The 19,025-nt window shown below is 63.5% G+C and carries 18 protein-coding genes; 6 read left to right on the top strand and 12 right to left on the bottom strand.

The features are described from left to right. Positions 1–48: 48 nt before the first annotated feature. Genes AC1DZ8_RS09370 through AC1DZ8_RS09350 form a run of 5 tightly spaced genes read right to left on the bottom strand, consistent with a single transcriptional unit; the run spans position 49 to position 5,087 of the window. Complete coding sequence (locus AC1DZ8_RS09370; RefSeq protein WP_477309357.1) at positions 49–831, bottom strand: DeoR/GlpR family DNA-binding transcription regulator; 783 nt, start codon at positions 829–831, stop codon at positions 49–51. 2 nt (positions 832–833) lie between these two features. Continuing rightward, entirely contained in the window at positions 834–1,637 is an 804-nt protein-coding gene (locus AC1DZ8_RS09365) for an HAD-IIB family hydrolase (protein WP_477309367.1), read from the bottom strand. Between the two features lie 7 nt (positions 1,638–1,644). Beyond that, the gene (locus tag AC1DZ8_RS09360) at positions 1,645–2,937 is read right to left on the bottom strand and encodes an iron-containing alcohol dehydrogenase (RefSeq protein WP_477309358.1); all 1,293 of its coding nucleotides are present in this window, start codon (positions 2,935–2,937) and stop codon (positions 1,645–1,647) included. Positions 2,938–2,952: 15 nt separating this feature from the next. Further along, positions 2,953–4,410: a xylulokinase gene (locus AC1DZ8_RS09355; protein WP_477309359.1), complete on the bottom strand. Its 1,458-nt coding sequence runs from the start codon at positions 4,408–4,410 to the stop codon at positions 2,953–2,955. Then, positions 4,410–5,087 carry a beta/alpha barrel domain-containing protein gene (locus AC1DZ8_RS09350; RefSeq protein ID WP_477309360.1) on the bottom strand — a complete coding sequence of 226 codons (678 nt, stop codon included), beginning with the start codon at positions 5,085–5,087 and terminating at the stop codon, positions 4,410–4,412. The genes AC1DZ8_RS09355 and AC1DZ8_RS09350 overlap by 1 nt, the downstream gene beginning before the upstream one ends. A 161-nt stretch (positions 5,088–5,248) precedes the next feature. Between AC1DZ8_RS09350 and AC1DZ8_RS09345 the strand changes: the two genes are divergently transcribed. The 5 genes from AC1DZ8_RS09345 (at position 5,249) to AC1DZ8_RS09325 (ending at position 9,699) form a co-directional block, all read left to right on the top strand. Then, on the top strand, positions 5,249–6,631 hold the full coding sequence (locus AC1DZ8_RS09345; RefSeq protein WP_477309361.1) for an ABC transporter substrate-binding protein: 1,383 nt from the start codon (positions 5,249–5,251) through the stop codon (positions 6,629–6,631). Between the two features lie 66 nt (positions 6,632–6,697). Next, positions 6,698–7,627, top strand: a complete 930-nt coding sequence (locus tag AC1DZ8_RS09340; protein ID WP_477309362.1) for a carbohydrate ABC transporter permease — start codon at positions 6,698–6,700, stop codon at positions 7,625–7,627. 10 nt (positions 7,628–7,637) lie between these two features. Beyond that, complete coding sequence (locus tag AC1DZ8_RS09335) at positions 7,638–8,471, top strand: carbohydrate ABC transporter permease (RefSeq protein WP_477309363.1); 834 nt, start codon at positions 7,638–7,640, stop codon at positions 8,469–8,471. Positions 8,472–8,482: 11 nt separating this feature from the next. Continuing rightward, positions 8,483–9,538: an ABC transporter ATP-binding protein gene (locus AC1DZ8_RS09330; RefSeq protein WP_477309364.1), complete on the top strand. Its 1,056-nt coding sequence runs from the start codon at positions 8,483–8,485 to the stop codon at positions 9,536–9,538. Then, positions 9,535–9,699 (top strand): hypothetical protein, encoded by a 165-nt coding sequence (locus AC1DZ8_RS09325; RefSeq protein WP_477309365.1) that lies wholly within the window; start codon positions 9,535–9,537, stop codon positions 9,697–9,699. Before AC1DZ8_RS09330 ends, AC1DZ8_RS09325 begins: the two co-directional genes overlap by 4 nt. Positions 9,700–9,709: 10 nt before the next feature. Here AC1DZ8_RS09325 and ggt read toward each other — a convergent pair whose 3' ends face one another. From ggt to AC1DZ8_RS09300, 5 genes are all read right to left on the bottom strand, one after another. Continuing rightward, positions 9,710–11,296 (bottom strand): gamma-glutamyltransferase, encoded by a 1,587-nt coding sequence (gene ggt / locus AC1DZ8_RS09320; RefSeq protein WP_477309368.1) that lies wholly within the window; start codon positions 11,294–11,296, stop codon positions 9,710–9,712. Between the two features lie 126 nt (positions 11,297–11,422). Then, a complete protein-coding gene (locus AC1DZ8_RS09315) occupies positions 11,423–12,223 on the bottom strand; it encodes an ABC transporter permease (protein WP_477310043.1) in 801 nt (266 codons plus the stop codon). Further along, positions 12,220–13,131 (bottom strand): ABC transporter permease, encoded by a 912-nt coding sequence (locus AC1DZ8_RS09310; protein WP_477310041.1) that lies wholly within the window; start codon positions 13,129–13,131, stop codon positions 12,220–12,222. The genes AC1DZ8_RS09315 and AC1DZ8_RS09310 overlap by 4 nt, the downstream gene beginning before the upstream one ends. Beyond that, entirely contained in the window at positions 13,128–14,213 is a 1,086-nt protein-coding gene (locus AC1DZ8_RS09305; protein ID WP_477310039.1) for an ABC transporter ATP-binding protein, read from the bottom strand. Before AC1DZ8_RS09305 ends, AC1DZ8_RS09310 begins: the two co-directional genes overlap by 4 nt. A gap of 97 nt (positions 14,214–14,310) precedes the next feature. Then, the gene (locus AC1DZ8_RS09300) at positions 14,311–15,348 is read right to left on the bottom strand and encodes an ABC transporter substrate-binding protein (protein WP_477310037.1); all 1,038 of its coding nucleotides are present in this window, start codon (positions 15,346–15,348) and stop codon (positions 14,311–14,313) included. A 250-nt stretch (positions 15,349–15,598) separates the two neighbouring features. Between AC1DZ8_RS09300 and AC1DZ8_RS09295 the strand changes: the two genes are divergently transcribed. Further along, positions 15,599–16,300, top strand: coding sequence for a GntR family transcriptional regulator (locus AC1DZ8_RS09295; RefSeq protein ID WP_477400742.1), 702 nt, complete (start codon positions 15,599–15,601; stop codon positions 16,298–16,300). Positions 16,301–16,337: 37 nt separating this feature from the next. Here AC1DZ8_RS09295 and AC1DZ8_RS09290 read toward each other — a convergent pair whose 3' ends face one another. Beyond that, positions 16,338–17,639, bottom strand: coding sequence for an NAD(P)/FAD-dependent oxidoreductase (locus AC1DZ8_RS09290; RefSeq protein ID WP_477310033.1), 1,302 nt, complete (start codon positions 17,637–17,639; stop codon positions 16,338–16,340). Positions 17,640–17,641: 2 nt separating this feature from the next. Next, positions 17,642–19,024 carry a glutamine synthetase family protein gene (locus tag AC1DZ8_RS09285; protein WP_477310031.1) on the bottom strand — a complete coding sequence of 461 codons (1,383 nt, stop codon included), beginning with the start codon at positions 19,022–19,024 and terminating at the stop codon, positions 17,642–17,644. Position 19,025 lies beyond the last annotated feature (1 nt).

Here is a 19,025-nt window from a genome sequence, read left to right as displayed (position 1 = left end):
AGTGGAAACCGGTTTTCGGAAAAGATCATGCTCCAACAAGGAAACTGATCAGTCCGCGGCAAACACATGCAGTTCCGTGCCCGCTTGTTCTGCAGCAGTGCGCAGGTCGGCCTTCGGTTCGCTGTCGGTGACAATATCGGCAATGTCGTCCAGTCCGCAGATGCGTTCCAGGCTGGAGCGGCCGAACTTGTCGTGGGTCACCACCAGCACAGTCGACAGCGATCGCGATATCATTGCGCGTTTGACCGCGGCAGCGCCCGAGATCATGTCGCTCGGACCGTCCGCGCTTAACCCAGAGGCGCCGATGATGGCGACGTCGGCATTGTAGCGGCGCACGAACTCGACCGTGTCTTCGCCCATCACGCTGCCTTCCCGGCTGTCATAGGTTCCGGGGCAGAGCAGAACGCGGAAGGTCGGATTGGCGCCGGCCACCGAGGCCACGCCGGTGGAATTGGTGATGATGGTCAGATCGCGCTTCAGCTGCGAAAGGTTGCGCGCCACCTCATAGGTGGTCGAGCCGCCATCGATCATCACGATCTGGCCCCTCTCGACCAGGCTTGCCGCGCCGCGGCCGACGCGGGCGCGCTCCTCGATCAGGGTCAGGCCGCGCTCCGAAATCACCGGCTCGGATGTCACCAGCGAGATCGTCGCGCCGCCATAAGTGCGGTTGATCAGCCCGGCATCGCCGAGTTCGATGAGATCGCGGCGGATCGTCTCGCCGGCGACGCCGATGCGGCGCGCAAGCTTGGAGATGCGAATGGACGCCGACCGGCGCACTTCCGAAAGGATAAGCGCGTGCCGCTCCTTCTTCGTCAGTCGGCCTTGATCCATGGCTATTCCATTCCCTTTGCAGCAATCAACGCATCGGCAAGCTCGGCAAATCCTTGCGCGCCGCGCCCGCTTGTGACGAAGGCAGGAGATGCCGGAAGTTCGCCGGCGAAGTCCAGCACATTAGCGACACCGACGCTGTTGGGGAAGAAGCCGAACATTGGCGCATCGTTTGGACTATCGCCGACGAAGACAATGCTGTCCTTGTCGTGGTCTATGTCTATACCAAAACAGTCGCGCAAGAATAGCCGGCTTGTTGACAGTTTGTCGTATCTGCCGAACCAGCCATTGACATGGATGGACGAGATTTTCGCCGTTGCTCCATAGCGCTGGAATATCCCGACGATCTTCAGCACTTCGGTTTTGGGCAGCGGCGCGACATCCTCGCGAAAATCGATCGCCAGATCGGCTTCGCGATAGGTCTGGTCGGCGGCGACCGCCGCACCCGGAATTTCCGCGAGCACGGCTCGTTCGATCTCGCGCAGGCGCGCCGCGTCGGCCTGCCTTTCCCCGGCACTCCTGGCATAGTGGCGAACAATCCGCTTGGCCGTGTCGTCATAGCGGAAATAGAAGGCGCCGTTCTCGCCGATCACGCCATCCACCGGCCATTGCCGCGCGATCAGGTCACACCAGCCGGCCGGCCGGCCGGTGACCGGCGCAACGATGAATCCGGCCTGCTTCAGCCGCTCCAAAGCCGCATAGGCCTTGGCCGGCAGCCGCCCTTTGTCGGTCAAGGTGTCGTCTATGTCGGTCAGCACGACGGCGATCTTGCGACGGTCGCGCGCGGTGAAGTCGGCGAGTGGACGCAGCACCCGCTCAGGCTCCCGCCGCAACCGTTTCGAGCGAGGCAGCCGCGACATCGAGCATAGTGAACCTGTCGCGGATCAGCCGGGCGTTGGCGACCGCCTCGTCGTAGAAGGCAGCCGGTATGGCGACCTCTTGCGGCGTGGTCGGCGCACCGGCGGCACGCAGTGCTGCCGCGATCTCACGTGCCGGGCGGGCCACGCGGGAAAGCCTTTCGCGATGCGAGCGCCAGTGCTCCGCCAGCACGGTGTTGAGGGCGGTCGCCCGCTCACGGTCAAGCAGCTTGGGTTTGAACGCAGCCCAGCATGAGCGTCCGAGCGTTTCACCAAAGATCTCGATGAAGCGGTCCGGTGTATCGGCAGACGGCGCAAGCCGCAGCTCCGGCAGCGCCAGCACGCGCTCCTGCAGCCGCGCCATCGTCAACGTCGTCACCGCTATGTGTTCGCCGTGATGCGCCTCGGGCAGTCCCTGGCCGCGCATGTCGATATAATGGGCGATCAGATGTTCGCCCTGGCTGGCCGGATAGGAGCCACCGCACAAGGTCATGCCGAGGCCGGACATGACCAGCGTGCGCACCAGCACTTCCATTGCCAAGAGGTCGCCGGTCCTCAGTTCGCCGGCCTTGGCGATGAGCGCCTTCTCGTCCTCGGCCAGAAGCATGAAAGGCGCCTGCCTGTAAGGCGTGCCGAGCAAAAGATGCGCCATCAGCCAGTCGGTCTGCGCGGTCGGTCGCGCCATCGAATCGCCGAAGCCGGCGGCGATCAGCCGGTGCGGCGCCCGCGCCATCACGTCGAGGTCGAGGAATACACCGACCGGCAGGCTCGCCGTCAGCGATTTCTTCAGGCCATCCTCGGTAATCGCCGCCGACACCGAGGTATAGCCGTTCATCGATGGCGCGGTGCCGAACACCGCATAGGGCTTCTGGGTGAGATGCGCGGCATATTTGGCGATGTCGTTGATCGAGCCCGATCCGACCGCGACCAGGCCGCTGGCGTCTTTCGTGCGGGCGATCACCGATCGCACGGCGTCCATGTCCGGATGCGGATGGCGCGGCAGGATGATCTTGTCGACATCGCTGCTGCCACGCAGCGCGATCGACACCCTCTCACCCAGCGCCAGCCTAGTGTCGGGATCCATGACCACGGCGAGCTTGCGGCCGAGCGGCAACGGCCTGACCAGCGCATCGGCCTCGTCGCCGAGCCCGCGCCCGATGACGATGGTCTTCAGCGGCACCGACAGCATTCCCTCGCTATCCGGGTCAGGCAGCGTGCCGGCAATGAGACTATCGAGCATTTCTTTGGACATCGGGATGCCGTCCAATCAGTCAGCATGGAGCGGGGTCAGGGTATCGAACAGGGTCCGATACCGGCGGTAACTTCTGTCGTAGGCGGCCTTGGCCGACGGGTTGGGGTCGATCGTCTCGATGCCACCGCTCAACCTTTCGGCCGCCTGCTGCACTGAAGACGAAAGGCCGATGGCGGCGGCAGCAAGAATTGCCGCGCCGATCGGCGAGGCGTCGGCGGCATCGGCAATTTCCACCGGCCTGCCACTGACATCGGCACGGATCTGCGCCCATACCCGACTGCGCGCGCCGCCGCCGGAAAGCCGGACACGATCCGTGGCGATGCCGAGCTCGTCCAGCCGGTCGACCACGTCGCGCATGGCGAAGGCGCAGCCCTCCAACACCGCGCGGGCGCAAGCCGCTTTGCCGTGGAAGGACGTGAGGCCGTAGAAAGCGCCCCGCGCCTCGGCGATCCAGCGCGGCGCCATGGCGCCGGACAGTGCCGGCAGGAACAGCAGGTCGTCGCTGCCGGCAACGACCGTCGCCGCCAGCTCCGACATTGCCGCCGGAGAATCGACGCCGAAGGTGGACAGGAACCAGGTCACCGCACCGCCCGAAAGCCATCCGGGATTGGAGACGAAATAGCGGTCGTCGAGAAAACCATGAGTCTCGACCAGGCCGCCGGGGTCGAGGCGAAGCGTATCGGACACCGCGCCGACCACTTCGGCGGTGCCGAGATTGCAGGCAACGATACCGGGCACGACAACGCCGGCGCCTATTGCCGCCGAAAAATCATCGCCGGTGCCGACCGCCAGCGGTATCCCCACAGGCAGGCCGGTCAGCTCGGCGCCGGCGCGGGTCAAGGCGCCTGCGACCGCCGATGCATCGTCAATGCCCGGCAATTTGGCTGCATCAATGTCGAAGGCCGCTAGCAGATCGCCGGCATAGAAGCGCTCCTTCAACCCATAGAGCATGGTCGTCGAGGCCAGCGCATGGTCGATGACGGTGCGGCCGCACAGCGCCGCGACCACGAACGATACCGGCTGGTGCCAGAGCGCCACCTGAGACGCCTCAGGCAGGTTGCGCGCGGCCCAGCGGATCTTCGCCGCCATATGCGTTGCGTCCAGAACGAGACCGGTGCGCTCCCGGATGAAGTCCGGGTCGATGCCGGCGATCTCTGCCGACGCGCGCCGATCCATCCAGATGATGCACGGCGCCAGCGCCCGGCCGCTGCTATCGACAGCGACACAGCCGTCGAGCTGCCCGGCAAGGGCGATGCCTTTGATGTCGGAGGGCGCCAGCCCGGCCTTGTCGAGTGCGCCGGCAATGGCGGGCTTCAGCGCCGCCAGCCACAGCGTCGGCTTCTGTTCGGCCCATCCCGGCGCCGGGAAGGTGGGCTGGTAAAGCACACCGGCCTCGCCACGCAGCCGCAATTCGTCATCGACGACGATTGCCTTCAGGCTCTGTGTGCCGAGATCGATGCCGATGACGGCCATTAGACACGCTCGCAATCCGCGAGGACATCCCGCAGTTGCGAGAGGATAGAACCTTTCGTCGGCGAATAGGAACCGTCGAAAACCGCTGTGCCAATGGTAAAAGCGTTGGCGCCGGCCTGCTTGATTGCCTTGATCCGGTCGGCCGAGGCCACCGCGCCGGCAACAATGAGATGCCCGTCCGGACCAAGCCCCCGCCGGGCGGCGAGTATCAGGTCGGCCGGGTCGGCCTCGGTAGCGCGATAGGCGAGGATGTCGCATCCCGCACAACCCTTCTCGGCGAACGCGCGGCAATCGGCCTCGACATCTCCCGGGGAGCCGCCGAGCTTGGTCGGATGGCCGACCGGCCGCCCCGGAAAAGGGTAGTATTCGGTGTCGCTCCCTTCCAGCAGCGCCATGATCTCATCGATCTGGGTGCCGCCAAGCAGCCGCTGGATGCCGAGGTCGCGGGCGATGCGCGCCGAGTTGAGGCAGGCCTCCGCTGTCGTCGACACCACCTCCATGTAAGTGGTGGCGCCTGTCCGGCGAATGGCGGCGGCGAGCTTGCGCAGCACATCCGGCGTAACGCCGATGTCTTTGAAGCCGACATGCTTCAGGCCGACCGGCTCGATCAAGTCGACCAGGTCGAGGCAATCCTCGACGGTGCGATCGTTACGCGTCAGCATGAAGATGAAGTCCATCCGAAGGTCCCTCGCCTGGTCGGGAAAGCCGGGTTACTGCCGGTCTGTTAACACCCCCCAACCATTTGTTGCAAGGTGCCACATTTTGATTTGCAGTACCACACATTTTATGACAAAACGGGCGCTGGCCCGCCAGGCACGACTTCTAGGGAGAGGGAAGAATGCTCAAGCCGCTGATACGTGGGAGTACCGCATCCGGACTCCTCGTTCTCGCCGCCCTTATGTGGCAAATCACACAGGCTGCGGCGTGGGATCTGACCGAGGCGTCGAAGCCCTACAGCGGCCAGACCATCCGCATGGTCGGCGAGGCGTTGCCGCCGCTCGAGGCGCTGAAGAAAATGGCGCCGGAGTTCGAAAAGCAGACCGGCATCCATGTCGAAGTCGAGATGTACGAGCACTCCGAAGCCGTCAACAAAGTGCAGCTCGATCTCAACTCGCATCGCGGCCGCTACGACGTCATCATCCAGCCGCATCGCGAACTCGGCAAGTTCGCCACCAACAACCATCTGGTCGAAATCGCCAAGATGATGGCCGATCCGGCTTTGCGCGATCCGACCTTCGAGCCGGAAAAGCAGCTCTACCAGACCGCCTGGCACGAGATCTCCTGGTATGACGGCAAGGAGTACGGCTTCCCCTTCACCGTGCTCAACATGTTCATGTGGTATCGCTCGGACCTGCTCGCCGATCCCAAGGAACAGGCAGGCTTCAAGGCCAAGTATGGCTACGACCTCGCGCCTGCCAAGGACTGGAAGCAGTACCGCGACATCGCCGAATGGTTCTACCGCCCCGACCAGGGCTTTTACGGCACCGCCCTGCAAGGCAAGCGCCACGAGGCGCTGTGGTATGAGTGGCTCAACTTCCTCTATTCCTTCGGCGGCGATGTGCTCGACGTGAAGAGCGGCTCGGCCTGCGGCCCGGTGATCGTCAACAGCCCCAAGGCCGTCGCCTCGCTCGAATACTACAAGAGCTTGCTGCAGTTCTCGCCGCCGGACAGCCTCAACTATTTCTGGGACGACGTCATGGCGCTGATGCAGCAGGCCAAGGTCGCCGAGTTGATCATGTGGAACGACGCCACCTATGCCGTATCGGTCGACACCACTGCCTCCACCGTCGTCGGCAAGGTCGGCTTCGACCTCGTGCCGCAAGGCGAAGGCGGCAAGATCGGCCAGGTCGAGGGTTGGACCTATCTCATCCCGGTCTATTCGAAGAACCAGCAGGCGGCCTTCCTCTTCGTCCAGTGGATGATGGGCTATGACCGCCAGCTCGAACAGCACCTCAATGGCGGCGCTTCCGGCCGGCCCGATGTATACGCCTCGGCCGAGGTGCAGAAACTGCCCTATGCCAAGGCCTCGATGGAGGCCAACGAGCATGCGGTGCCGAAGGCGACGCTGCCGCAATCGGCCGAGATGACCGACATACTGGTGCGCGAGCTGTCATCCTACCTCGCCGGCGAGAAGGAAGCGCAGGCTGCCCTCGACACCGCCGCCACCGACATCTCGACATTGCTCGGTTCTTGCGCACCCATGACCTATCCGGCACGATAGGTCTCAAATGTCGCGCAGAGGCTACCCGCACATGCGGGTAGCCGTTCTTGTCCGCAGGAAACGCCCGTGACGAACCGCACTCCATCGCCGCGCGGAATGCCGCTTCTCGACCGTGGGGTGGGACCGCTGCTGATGCTGCCGGCAACGCTGCTCGTCGTCATCTTCCTGGTCGGCCCGTTCTACTACATGGTCTACACCGCGCTGACTGATCTCAGCTTTGCCGATGCCAGCCATTCCGGCGCCTTTGTCGGCTTCGACAATTTCCGCAAGCTGATGCGCAACGATCCGTTCTTCTGGGCATCGTTTGCGTTGACCTTGAAATTCGTCGTCATCGCCGTGGGCCTCGAATTCCTGCTGGGCTTTGCGCTCGCCTTCCTGATCTTCCGCTTCGTCGCCAGCCAGCGGCTTTGGACCACGCTGCTGCTCATCCCGATGATGATCGCGCCGGTCGCGGTCGGGCTGATCTGGCGCCTGCTCTTGCAGGGCGATTTCGGCATGCTCACCTTCTACATGCGCAAGGTCGGCCTGCTGGCGCAGAATGCTGCCGTGCTTTCGGCGCCCGACCTGGTCTTTCCGACCATCATCGCCATCGACGTCTGGCAGTGGACGCCTTTCGTCACCCTGATCATGCTGGCCGGCATGATGAGCCTGCCGCGCGCGCCGTTCGAGGCGGCGATGATGGATGGCGCCAAACCGTTCCAGATCTTTCGCGACGTCATGCTGCCGCTGCTGCGGCCCGTCATCGCGCTGGTGCTGCTGTTGCGCGGCATCGATGCCTTCAAGGAATTCGACAAGGTGTTTTTGATGACCGGCGGCGGACCGGGAACGCTGACCGAACTGGTCTCGATCTACGCCTACCGCGTCAATTTCCGCAACTGGGACCTCGGCTACGGCGCGGCGGTCGCCTTCATGATCTATCTTGTGGTCCTGATCCTGTGCTCGGTCTTCTACAAGGCCGTCTACTGGTCGAGCCGCAAGCCGGCGGCCGCGTTTTGAGGGCGCGGCGATGATCGACCAATCCTCGAACCGCGCCTGGAAAAGCTTTGCCTGGGCCGTGCTGCTGGTCGCCGTCGTGGTCGCCTTGACGCCTTACGTCTGGATGGTGCTGGCGTCGTTCAAGAACCGCGTCGACCTGTTGTCGTCGGTACCGAAATGGGTCTTCACGCCGACACTCACCAACTATCCAGCCGTCTTCATCGACAAGGAATACTGGCCGCTGGCGATCAATTCGGTGCTGATCTCGGTGTCGTCGACGGTGCTGTGCATTCTGATCGGTGCGCCGGCCGCCTATGGCTTTGCCCGCTCGGATTTTCCGGGCAAGGAAGACCTGTTCTTCTTCTTCCTGACCACGCGCATGGCGCCGCCGATCTCGATCGCCGTGCCGCTGTTCCTGTTCTTCACCTCGCTCGGCCTGATCGACACCATCTATGCCGTGGTGATCGCCCACACTTCCTTCAACCTGTCGCTGGTCGTCTGGATGATGCGCGGCTTCTTCGCCGAAATCCCCAGGGAGATCGACGAAGCCGCGATGATGGACGGCCGCTCGCGGCTCGGCGCCTTCGTCTTCGTTGTCGCGCCGCTGGCGGCACCCGGCATCGGCGCGACCGCCGTGCTCTGCTTCATCCTGTCGTGGAACGAATTCCTCTATGCCTTCATCCTCGTCGCCTTCGACGGGCGCCCGCTCACCGTCGGCATACCCGGGCTGGTGACGCCGCATGGCACGCTGTGGGGACAGGTCGCGGCGGTCGCCATCGTGGCGACGCTGCCGATCGTGCTTTTCACGTTCCTTGTCCAGAAACAGCTCGTGCGCGGCCTCACCTTCGGCGCGGTCAAGGGTTGAAGGGATCTCGCATGGCAATTGTTTTCGACGGCGTCACCAAGGCCTTCCCGGACGGGACGGTGGCGCTGCAGGCGCTGGACCTTGCTTTCGAGCCCGGCGAATTCCTCGTCCTGCTCGGCCCGTCCGGCTCGGGCAAGACGACTGCCTGCCGGCTGCTTGCTGGCCTCGAGCGTCCGACCGCCGGCCGCATCATGGTCGAGGGCCGCGATGTCACCGACCTGCCGCCGCGCCTGCGCGGCATGGGCATGGTGTTCCAAAACTATGCGCTCTACAGCCACAAGAGCGTCTACGAGAACATCGCCTATCCCTTGCGCATCCGGAAGATGCCGGCCGCCGAGCTCGACCGCTGCGTGCGCGCCATGGCCGAACTGCTCGAAATCACCCGCTATCTCGACCGCCGGCCCTCGCAATTGTCGGGCGGCCAGGCGCAGCGCGTCGCGGTGGCTCGCGCGCTGGTCTGGCAGCCGAGCCTGTGCCTGATGGACGAGCCGCTGTCCAATCTCGACGCCTTGCTGCGGCTCCACATGCGCACCGAGTTGAAGCGACTGCATCGAGAGTTGAAAAAGACCTTCGTCTTCGTCACCCACGACCAGGAAGAGGCGATGACGCTGGCGACAAGGGTCGCGGTGCTGCGCGAGGGCGCGCTGATCCAGTACGACGACCCGCGCGAAATCTATCGCCGGCCGGCCAACCGCTTCATCGCCGAATTCATCGGCCGTCCGGCAATGAACACGTTCGACGGCGATGTCCGCGGCGGCGTCTTTCACGCCAGCGGCTTTACCTGCCCGCTGCCGGGAAAGCCTGACGGTCCCATCGTGCTTGGCATCCGCCCCGAGCAGATCCAACTCGTCGACGCCTCCGCAAGCGACGCGATCCGTTTTGCCGTCGATGTCGTCGAGCCGGTCGAACCCGACGTGCTGATCTTCGCCAAGAGCGAGGCAAACGCGCTGATCGTCCGAACCGTGAATGACGATCGCGCCTACGATCCCGGCCAGCCGTTGCATCTGCGCTTTCCGCCGGCAGCGCTGCACACCTTCGATGCGGTGTCGGGAGCGCGGCTGCCGTGAGCACGCTGCTCGCTCTGGTGCCGCTGGCCGCCGCCGCTGTGGTCTGGCGGCTGTTCTACAGCTTCAACAAATCGAGGCGCTGGTTCTCGACCGGCGAACTCATCTTCTGGGACGCCATCGCGCTGGTCATCCTGCAGCTTGTCTGGCTGATCTGGTTCTGAATAGCCACCATCAATAGCCGAGCGCGCAGCCGTCCTTGCGTGGATCGGAGGCGCCGATCAGCGTGCCCTTTTCCCAGTCGATCAGCACCAACTGGCCGCCGCCATGCGGCTCTTCCGCGATGGACACCTGATGGCCGCGCTTGCGCAAACCAGCAATCGCCTCGGCGGGAATGCCGCGCTCCGCCAGCACGGCATTGTCCTTGTAAAACACCCGTGGCGCGTCCAGCGCCTGCTGCGGATCCATGCCGAAATCGATCATGTTGGTGAGCAGATGGACATGGCCGAACGGCTGGTAGCCGCCACCCATCACCCCGAACGGCATAACCACCTTACCCCCTCGCGTCGCCATGCCCGGCATGATGGTGTGCATCGGGCGTTTCTTCGGCGCGATACGGTTTGGATGGCCCTCAGTCAGCCGGAAACTGCTGCCACGATTCTGCAACACGACACCTGTCTTGGGACCGACGACACCGCTGCCGAATGAACCGAAGGTCGAGTTGATGAAGCTGACCGCATTGCGGTCGCGATCGACCACCGAGATATAGACGGTGTCGCTGCGCGCAAGCTCAAGCCGCGGCAGATGCGTCATGGCGCGGGCCGGGTCGATGGTGGCGCGCAGCCGCTCCGCATAGGCTGCCGACAACAGTTGCTCGACGGGGACATCAACGAAATCCTGGTCGCCGATGAATCGGTCACGGTCCTGGTAGGCAAGCCGGCCGGCTTCGATCTCGAGATGTAGCCGCTCGGCGCTGTTCGGCTCCAGCGAACCGAGGCCGAAGCCAGACAGCACATTGAGCATGATGAGCGCCGTCATACCCTGATTGTTCGGTGGCATCTGGTGGATGTCGTGGCCGCGATAGGACGTGTTTACGGCCTTGACGTAGTCGCCCTTTGTCGCGGCGAAATCTTCAACTGTATGCAGCCCGCCGAGCGCGCGAAGGCGCGCCACCAGATCATCCGCTACTTCCCCGTCATAGAAGCCGCGGCGGCCCTGGCTCGCGATAGTGCGCAGGGTTTTCGCGAGTTCCGGCTGACGGTGCAGATCGCCGGCCTTTGGCGCTTTTCCCTCCGGCAGAAAGATGCGCGCGGCATGTTCATCGGCAGCGAGCAGGGCGACCTCGTCCGCCCAGTCGAAGGCGACGCGATCGTGAACGACATAGCCCTGTTCGGCATAGCGAATGGCGGGCGCCAGTGCGGCGTCGATGCCCTTCCGGCCGTGGTCCTCGAGCAGCCGGCACCAGGCATCGATGGCGCCCGCCACGGTGACTGCATGGGGTCCAGTTCCAGGCAATTCCGAATATCCCTTGCCCAGATACCAGTCCGCTGTCGCGGCAGCGGGTGAACGCCCCGAGCCGTTGAAGGCCAGCACCTCGCCCTCGCCTTTGGGAGAGTAGAGAACAAAGCAGTCGCCGCCGATCCCGGTCGATTGCGGCTCGACCACCGCTTGCACCGCCGCGGCACAAACCGCGGCGTCCATGGCGTTGCCGCCGGAGCGCAGCATGTCGATAGCGGCCAGCGTCGCCAGCGGATGCGATGTCGCCGCCATCGCTTCCGTAGCGCGAACCGGCGAACGGCCGGGGAATTGAAAATCACGCATGCACTGTCCAATCTACCGAGGAAAATTCCGAGCCTGTGCCATTCCAATGGAATCGGGATGGGCCTCTGCTTTTCTGTTTGAGCATGATCTTTCCGAAAACCGGATTCCACTTTTTTGGGTCATGCTCTAACGCTTGCGACCAAAGAGCTGTGCTGCCGAAAGCAGCACCACCGACAGCACGATCAGGCATGTCGAAATCGCGGCGATCGTCGGGTCGATCTGATCGCGCAACGCGCTGAACATGCGACGTGTCAACGTCGTCGTTTCGCCGCCTGATATGAACAGCGACACCACCACCTCGTCGAATGAGGTGATGAAGGCAAACAGTGCGCCGGACACGATGGAAAACCGGATCTGCGGCACGGTCACCTGCCAGAAGGCCGCCAGGCGCCCGGCACCCAGGCTGCGTGCCACGCGCTCCTGGTTCATGTCGTAGGACCGAAAGCCCGAAAGGACCGTCAGCACGACCAGCGGCAGTGCTTGCACCGTATGCGCCAGCACGAGACCGGTCAGCGTGTTGTTGAGGCCGATGCGCGCATAAAGAAAGAACGTGCCGATGCCGATCAGGATAACCGGAATGATCAGCGAGGCGGTCAGCAGCCCATTGATGAAACCGGCGAAACGCGGCGCCCCCGAATTGAGTGCATAGGCGGCGGCGACACCGATCGGTGTCGCGACCATGGTCGTCAACACCGCTGCCTTCAGCGAGACAATCGTTGCGTCGCGCCATTCGACCGACTGGAAATAGGCCTCGTACCATCGCAGCGACCAGCTTTCCGGCGGGAATTGCAACAGTGTCGAGCCGGAGAATGACATCGGCACAATGATCAGTGACGGCACGATCAGGAACAACAGCACAAGGGCGCCAGCTGTATAGAGCCAAAGCCGTCGCCAGTGCGAAATCGGCAGGCCGAGATCGTCGTTCATCGCGCACCCCACACGCTGGTCGCCCGCGCGCCTAACAGCCACCGGAACAGGCCGAGCAGGCCGAGGGTGACGGCGAGCAAAACGACACCCAGCGCACTGCCGGCGCCCCAGTTGGAATAGAGGCTGGTGGTCTGCTCCATGCGCATCGCCCACATGATGACCTTGCCGCCGCCCATCAGGGCGGGGGTGACGAAGAACCCGAGGCACAGGATGAAGACGATGACCACGCCGGCGGCGAGGCCCGGAAGTGAAAGTGGAAAGAATATCTGCCAGAAAGTCGCCGGCGGCGGCGCACCGAGGTTCATCGCCGCGCGCAGATAGTCGGCATCGATCGCCTTCATCGAAGCGTAGAGCGGCAGCACCAGGAACGGCAGCAGTATATGCGTCATGCCGATGACGACGCCGGCAAAATTATGCGCGAGCGGCAGCGGCTGGCTGATCACGCCAAGATCCATGAGCCAGGTGTTCAACAGGCCCTTGCGCTGCAGGATCACCAGCCATGCGTAGGTGCGCACCAGCACCGATGTCCAGAACGGCAGGATGACGAAGATCAGGCAGATGGAGGCGGCGCGCCGAGGCAACTGCGACAGCATATAGGCCAGCGGATAACCGAGGAGAACGCACAGGCCGGTGACGATGAACGCCACCTCGAATGTCGTGATGAAGGTCCTGACATAGGAAGCCTGCTCGACGAAGCGGGCGTAGTTCGCGCCGCTCAGCATTCCGGCCTCGTCGAACAGCGAGAGCCAGAACAGCCAGCCGATCGGCACGACGATGATGATGCCGACCAGGACGATGCCGGGAGAGCACAGGCCGAGCAGAGCCCAAGACTCACGCCGGGCGTCGGCGCTCAGCACGTCCGCGTTCAGGCCGCCGCGGTTTGGAAGGTCTGCGGGCGCCGCGCTCATATCTCGTCCACCAGCAGGATCGCATCCTCCGCCTCGATGCGAAGCCGCACCGGTTGGCCAGCACCTGGCAGACGGGCCAGCACGTCGCCACGGCAGTAATCGCGCAGCGCGATCTGCTGGCCATCCGCCAGCGTGGCGTAGCAGATGAAGCTGTCGCCTTGATAGACGACATCGCGCACCGTGGCGTCGAGCAGGTTGGTGTTGGCAACTGGTTCGGCATCGGCGGCGAGCCGCACCCTTTCAGGCCTCACCACCAACCAGTGCCGCCCCGGCGAAGGCAAGGGCGAAGCAGTGTAAACCCGCTTTGCCGCATACCAGACACTGTCGTTGCGGCCTTCGACGGGAATGAAGTTCGATTCGCCGATGAAGCCGGCGACGAACCTGGTGCGGGGCCTGGCGTAGAGCGTTTCAGGCCGGTCGAGCTGTTCGATGCGGCCCTTGTTCATGACCGCGATGCGGTCCGACATGGTGATCGCTTCGCGCTGGTCGTGGGTCACATAGACGGTGGTCATGCCGAGCCGGCGGTGCAGGCTGCGCAACTCGATCTGCATATGTTCGCGCAACCCCTTGTCGAGCGCCGAAAGCGGCTCGTCCATCAGCACGATGCGCGGCTCGAACACGATCGCCCGCGCCAGCGCGACGCGTTGGCGCTGTCCGCCCGACAATTGGTCGACCCGACGGTCGGCCAGGCCCTGCAACTGCACCAGATCGAGCGCCTTCTCCACGCGCTCGGCCGTTTCCGCCGCGGGCGTGCGGCGCTGCTTCAACGGAAAGGCGATGTTGTGGAAGACGTTCATATGCGGGAAAAGCGCATAATTCTGGAACACCATGCCGATGTTGCGCTTGTGCGGCGGCTTGGCGATGACTTCCTCGCCGCCAATGCCGATGCTTCCGGCATTGGCGCGGACGAACCCGGCCAGGATCATCAGCAGTGTGGTCTTGCCCGATCCCGACGGACCCAGAAGCGTCAGGAATTCGCCGGGAGCCACATCGAGGTTGAGGTCGCTGAGGACTGGCACGCTGCCAAAACGCTTGGCGATCCCTCGAATGTTGATCGGCGGCGCCGAACGCGCAATGGACAATTTCAGTGCTCCTTCGGATACTTGCGGCGCGAAGCGGGTAGCGGGCCGATCGAACCTGCGTCGGCCCGCTGGATCACCCAATCATCGATTGGCCTGCTCACTGCTGGATCAAATTGTCGAACTTTTCCGTGGCCTCCACGAGGTTGTCGCGCCAGAATTCCGCATCCTGCAGAACTTGCTTCTTGACGTTCTCGGGAGCGGAATTGATGTCCTTGATCCTCTCCTGCGGAATCTTGCCGGTCTCGAAAGCCTTCTCGTTCACCGGCCCATTGTCGACATACAATGGCAGATTGGCCTGGAGTTGCGGGCTCACGAACATGGCAAGCGCCTTCATAGCGATGTCCTTGTTTTTCGAGCCCTTGGGAATGACCATGCAGTCTGCCGTCAGCACACCCTGATCGAACGAGAAGCTGACCGGAGCCCCTTCTTTCTTCAAGGTGCCGGCGCGTCCGTTCCAGATGCTTGCCATGTCGACTTCGCCGTCCTTGACCAGTTGCATGGCCTGGGCGCCGGAGGTCCACCAGGCATCGATATGACCGCGGATCTTGTCGACTGATTTGAGCGCGCCGTCGACGTCTACGGGATAGACCTTGTCGATGGGGATGCCTTCCGCAAGCGCAGCAACGCTGAGCGTTTCAGTCGCCTGGCTTCCGCTCAGTGCACGCCGGCCGGGAAACTTCTCGACGTTCCAGAAATCGGCCCAGGTCTTTGGTCCTTTTTCGCCGAAGACGTCGGTCCTGTAGATCAGCACGACCGAGGTATAGGAGATGCCAACCCAGTCGTCGTGCACAAGCTTCGGGTTGATCCCGCTCTTGTCGATGACATTGTAGTCAAGCTTCTCGAACAGGCCTTCCTTGGAGCCCCGCGCGCATTCATCCGCGCCAAGCTCGGTGATGTCCCACTTGACGGCATTGCCGGTCACCTGAAGCCGGACGTCGTCGAGACCGTTGGTGGTGTCTTCCTTGATCGTAATGCCGAGCGCATCGGCGGTTGGCTTGAAGAACGCCTTGGCCTGCGCTTCCTGATAAGTGCCACCCCAGGAAGCCACCGCAATCGTATCTGCGGCAAGCGCCTGTGCAACAGGTACGGTTATCCCAATCACAGCTAACGCGCTGACAACTCTTGATTTTCTCATCGTTCGTGTTCCCCTGAAGCCATTTGTTGATCTGGCATTCTATTTTGTATACAATTTCGAATGTAACTTGCCCGGAAAACGGATGTCAACTTGAAAGATCGCGCTTTTCTCGACAGGCTTGCCGCTCCATGGCGGAAGATGCACCTTGGTCTTCGCACGGTACGCAGCCACGCCGTCCAGGCGTGACTTCGTCAACGCAACGCAATTTGGACCAGGCCTCGACGATCGGTACGGGAGACGGAACATCGCAATGCCCACGAGAAAAAAGAACACGCTTCGCGAATCCGTCTACGGATCGATGAAAGCGATGATCGTCACCGGGCAGCTGCCTCCCGGAGCGCGCGTCACCGAGAACGATCTGGCGATCAGGTTGAAGGTCAGCCGCACGCCGGTGCGCGAGGCGCTCAACCGGCTCGAGCAGGACGGCCTGGTTGTCGGCCGCCCGCGCCAGGGCTACCTCGTCAAGGAATTCGACATCCATATGTTCCGCGAGGCGTTCGAGATCAGGGAATTGCTGGACGGCTATGCGACTGAACTGGCGACCGCCAGGGTCACGGCCGCGGACAAGGAGCGTCTTCGCGAAATGGTGCGGGAATGCGAGCGGCTGGCCGCGCTGCCGACACGCAGTTCTGATGACATGTTCCAKGAACTGCAGATCGGCATGGACATCCACCGCACCATTGCTCAAATCAGCGGCAATGTGATGCTGAGCGGCCTGCTGAACGGCATTCTCGACAAATGCCAGCACTATGTCTGGATGGAACTGCTCAGGCTGGACGAATGGGGAATAGCCCGCGACGAGCACTTCGAGATCGTCGAGGCCATCTGCGCCGGCGATGCGGCGCGGGCCGTCGAGCTTACCCGCGCCCACATCCGCGGATCGCGCAACAACATCCTTCGTTTGCTGCAGGCAAAATCCGACTACCAGACCTTTCTTGCCCGCGCATCGTAGCGCGGCGCAAAACCTCTCCGTCGTCTCTCCCGCAACCTCAGTGCTTGATGCGGTCGCGCATGGCGTACCACAACATGCCCAGCACATAGAGCGGGCCGCGCAATGCCGTGCCGCCCGGGAACGGCAGCGGCGTCAGCGTCGAGAACAGATCGAGCCGAGAGGCGTCGCCCGTAATCGCTTCGGCCAGGAGCTTGCCCGACAGGGTCGACAGGATGACGCCCTTGCCGGAATAGCCATGCGCGAAATAGACCTCGCCATAGTGCCCGACATGCGGCAGCCGCGACGTCGTCACCGACACCAGCCCGCCCCAGGCATGGTCGATGCGACAGCCCTTCAGTTGCGGGAAAGTGGCTTCCATATGCGGCCGCACGAAGCCGGCAATGTCGGCCGGCGGCGATGGCGTGTAGCGCTCGCCGCCACCGAACAGCAGGCGACCGTCCGCCGACATGCGGTAGTAGTTGACGACGAAGCGCGTGTCGGACACGGCGACATTGGCCGGGATGACGTTGCATTTGCCCTCCAGCGGCTCGGTGGCGACGATGTAGTTGCCGACCGGCATGATGCGGCTGTTGACGCGCGGCTCCAACCCGTGGAGCAACGCATCGCCGGCAAGCACGACATGCTTGGCCCGCACCGACCCCTTCGCGGTCGAGACCCGGATCGAAGGCTCGCGCTCCAGCTTCACCGCCACCGAATTCTCATGGATGACGACACCGGCCGCGACAGCGGCCCGGGCAAGCCCGAGCGTGTAGTTCAGCGGATGCATGTGGCCGCCGAGCGGCTCATACATCGCACCGTGGTAAGGCGTATCGACCTTGGCCCGCGCCTCCGCCGCCGACAGGATCTCGACGTCGCGGAATTTCATCACGCTTTCGAGGCATTTGGCCTCGTCTTCAAGATCTTTGAGATCAGAGCCGTTGACTGCACCGACCAGATGGCCGGTCAGCCTCAGATCGCAATCGATGGCGTGGCGCTCGATAATGTCGAGCACCAGGCCGCGCGCCTCGAAGGCGAGATCGAACAGCACCTTCGCCCGCTCGGAGCCGTAGAGCTTGACCAGCCCCTTGGCGCCCTTGCGCAGACCGGGGATCATCTGGCCGCCATTGCGGCCCGATGCCCCCCAGCCGATCTTGCCGCCTTCGAGCAGCACCACCTTCAGGCCGCGCTCGGCGGCATGAAGGGCGGCCGACAGGCCGGTGCAGCCTCCGCCGACCACCACCAGGTCGGCGTCGACATCGCCCACCAGCGCCGGATGGTCCGGCGCCGGATTGGCGGTGGCGACATAATAGGATTTGCCGATATCGAGACCGGAATTGAAACCCGTTGAACTAGAGGCCATGATCACACCTTCAACAGCAGGTGATCGCGTTCCCAGCTCGTCACCACGCTCTGGAACAGGTCGAGCTCGACGCTCTTGACGCGCAGATAGGTCTGGAAGAAATCCTCGCCAAGCAGCGCCCGTACCGGCTCACATGCGGTGAAGCGGTCGAGCGCCTCCTCCATGGTTTTCGGCAGCGTGCTTTTGATCTTGTAGGCATTGCCCGTGGCTTCCGCCGAGCGCGCCAGCTTCTGCTCGATGCCGAGATAGCCGGCGAGCAGTGAGCCGGCGATCGCCAGATACGGATTGCAATCCGCACCCGGCAGCCGGTTTTCCACCCGTCGCGCCGCGCGCCCGCCGGCCGGCACCCGCAGGCCGCAGGAGCGGTTGTCGTGCGACCACTCGATGTTGGCCGGCGCGCTGTGGTTCGGCCGGATGCGGCGGAACGAATTCACGTTGGGCGCAAACAGCGGCATGATCTCGGGCACATATTTCTGCAGGCCGCCGATGAAATGGCCGAACATCTCGGTGTCGGCATCGTCGGTATCGGCAAACAACGCAGCGCCCGTCTTCTCATCGACGACGGACATGTGCAGGTGCATCGAGCTACCTGCCTGTGCGGCAATCGGCTTGGCCATGAAGGTGGCATGCATGCCGCTCTGTTGCGCCGCCTGGCGCGTCAGCCGCTTGAACAGCAGCACCTGGTCGGCCAACGGCACCGCGTCGCCATGCAGCAGATTGATCTCCAGCTGCGCCGTGCCGGATTCATGGATCAGCGTGTCGAGCGGCAGGCCGGCGGCGGCGGCATAGTCGTAGACACGCCTTATCACCGGCTCGAATTCTTCCAGCGCCACCATGTCGTAGGGATGCTGCGAGCCTTCGGCGCGGCCATTGGCGCCGACCGGCGCGGTCAGCGGCTGGTCGGGATTGGGATTGGGCGCGGTCAGATAGAATTCGACCTCGGGCGCGACCACCGCGCGCCAGCCGCGCTGGCGGTAGAGGTCGAGCACGGCCCTCAAGACATGGCGCGGCGAGGCCATCCAGGGCCGGCCGTCCATGTGAAAAGCATCGGCGAAGACGTACGCTTTGCCCACGCCGCCGCCCGGGGCCAGACACAGCGTCGAGACATCGGGCACCATGCGCATATCCGGGTCCTGATAGGCAAAGCCTTCGTCGATCGAGCCGGAATAGCGGCCGTCAATGCTGACCAGGAAAGCGCTGCTCGGCAGGAACAGCGCGCGGTCTTCCAGCGCCTTGAGGAATTTTGCCGCCGGCAGCGCCTTGCCGCGCAGCACGCCGTTAATGTCGGGCACCAGGCATTCGACTTCGGTGATGCCGTGCTGGGTGAGCCAGCTCTTGGGATCGTTGCCGGTGAAGAGAGCGGTGTTGGTATTTTTGTCCTGCATT

Source organism: Mesorhizobium sp. P2_F7 (assembly GCF_056403695.1).
Note: the sequence above shows the minus strand (reverse complement) of the source record. Positions and strands in the feature narration are given on the sequence as shown.

Excerpts from the sequence above, each read along its gene's own strand:
- AC1DZ8_RS09310 (WP_477310041.1), bottom strand. The coding sequence starts at position 13,131 with ATGAGCGCGGCGCCCGCAGACCTTCCAAACCGCGGCGGCCTGAACGCG.
- AC1DZ8_RS09290 (WP_477310033.1), bottom strand. The coding sequence starts at position 17,639 with ATGGCCTCTAGTTCAACGGGTTTCAATTCCGGTCTCGATATCGGCAAA.
- AC1DZ8_RS09335 (WP_477309363.1), top strand. The coding sequence starts at position 7,638 with ATGATCGACCAATCCTCGAACCGCGCCTGGAAAAGCTTTGCCTGGGCC.
- AC1DZ8_RS09345 (WP_477309361.1), top strand. The coding sequence starts at position 5,249 with ATGCTCAAGCCGCTGATACGTGGGAGTACCGCATCCGGACTCCTCGTT.
- AC1DZ8_RS09285 (WP_477310031.1), bottom strand. The coding sequence starts at position 19,024 with ATGCAGGACAAAAATACCAACACCGCTCTCTTCACCGGCAACGATCCC.
- AC1DZ8_RS09350 (WP_477309360.1), bottom strand. The coding sequence starts at position 5,087 with ATGGACTTCATCTTCATGCTGACGCGTAACGATCGCACCGTCGAGGAT.
- AC1DZ8_RS09300 (WP_477310037.1), bottom strand. The coding sequence starts at position 15,348 with ATGAGAAAATCAAGAGTTGTCAGCGCGTTAGCTGTGATTGGGATAACC.
- AC1DZ8_RS09360 (WP_477309358.1), bottom strand. The coding sequence starts at position 2,937 with ATGTCCAAAGAAATGCTCGATAGTCTCATTGCCGGCACGCTGCCTGAC.
- AC1DZ8_RS09370 (WP_477309357.1), bottom strand. The coding sequence starts at position 831 with ATGGATCAAGGCCGACTGACGAAGAAGGAGCGGCACGCGCTTATCCTT.
- ggt (WP_477309368.1), bottom strand. The coding sequence starts at position 11,296 with ATGCGTGATTTTCAATTCCCCGGCCGTTCGCCGGTTCGCGCTACGGAA.
- AC1DZ8_RS09315 (WP_477310043.1), bottom strand. The coding sequence starts at position 12,223 with ATGAACGACGATCTCGGCCTGCCGATTTCGCACTGGCGACGGCTTTGG.
- AC1DZ8_RS09355 (WP_477309359.1), bottom strand. The coding sequence starts at position 4,410 with ATGGCCGTCATCGGCATCGATCTCGGCACACAGAGCCTGAAGGCAATC.
- AC1DZ8_RS09330 (WP_477309364.1), top strand. The coding sequence starts at position 8,483 with ATGGCAATTGTTTTCGACGGCGTCACCAAGGCCTTCCCGGACGGGACG.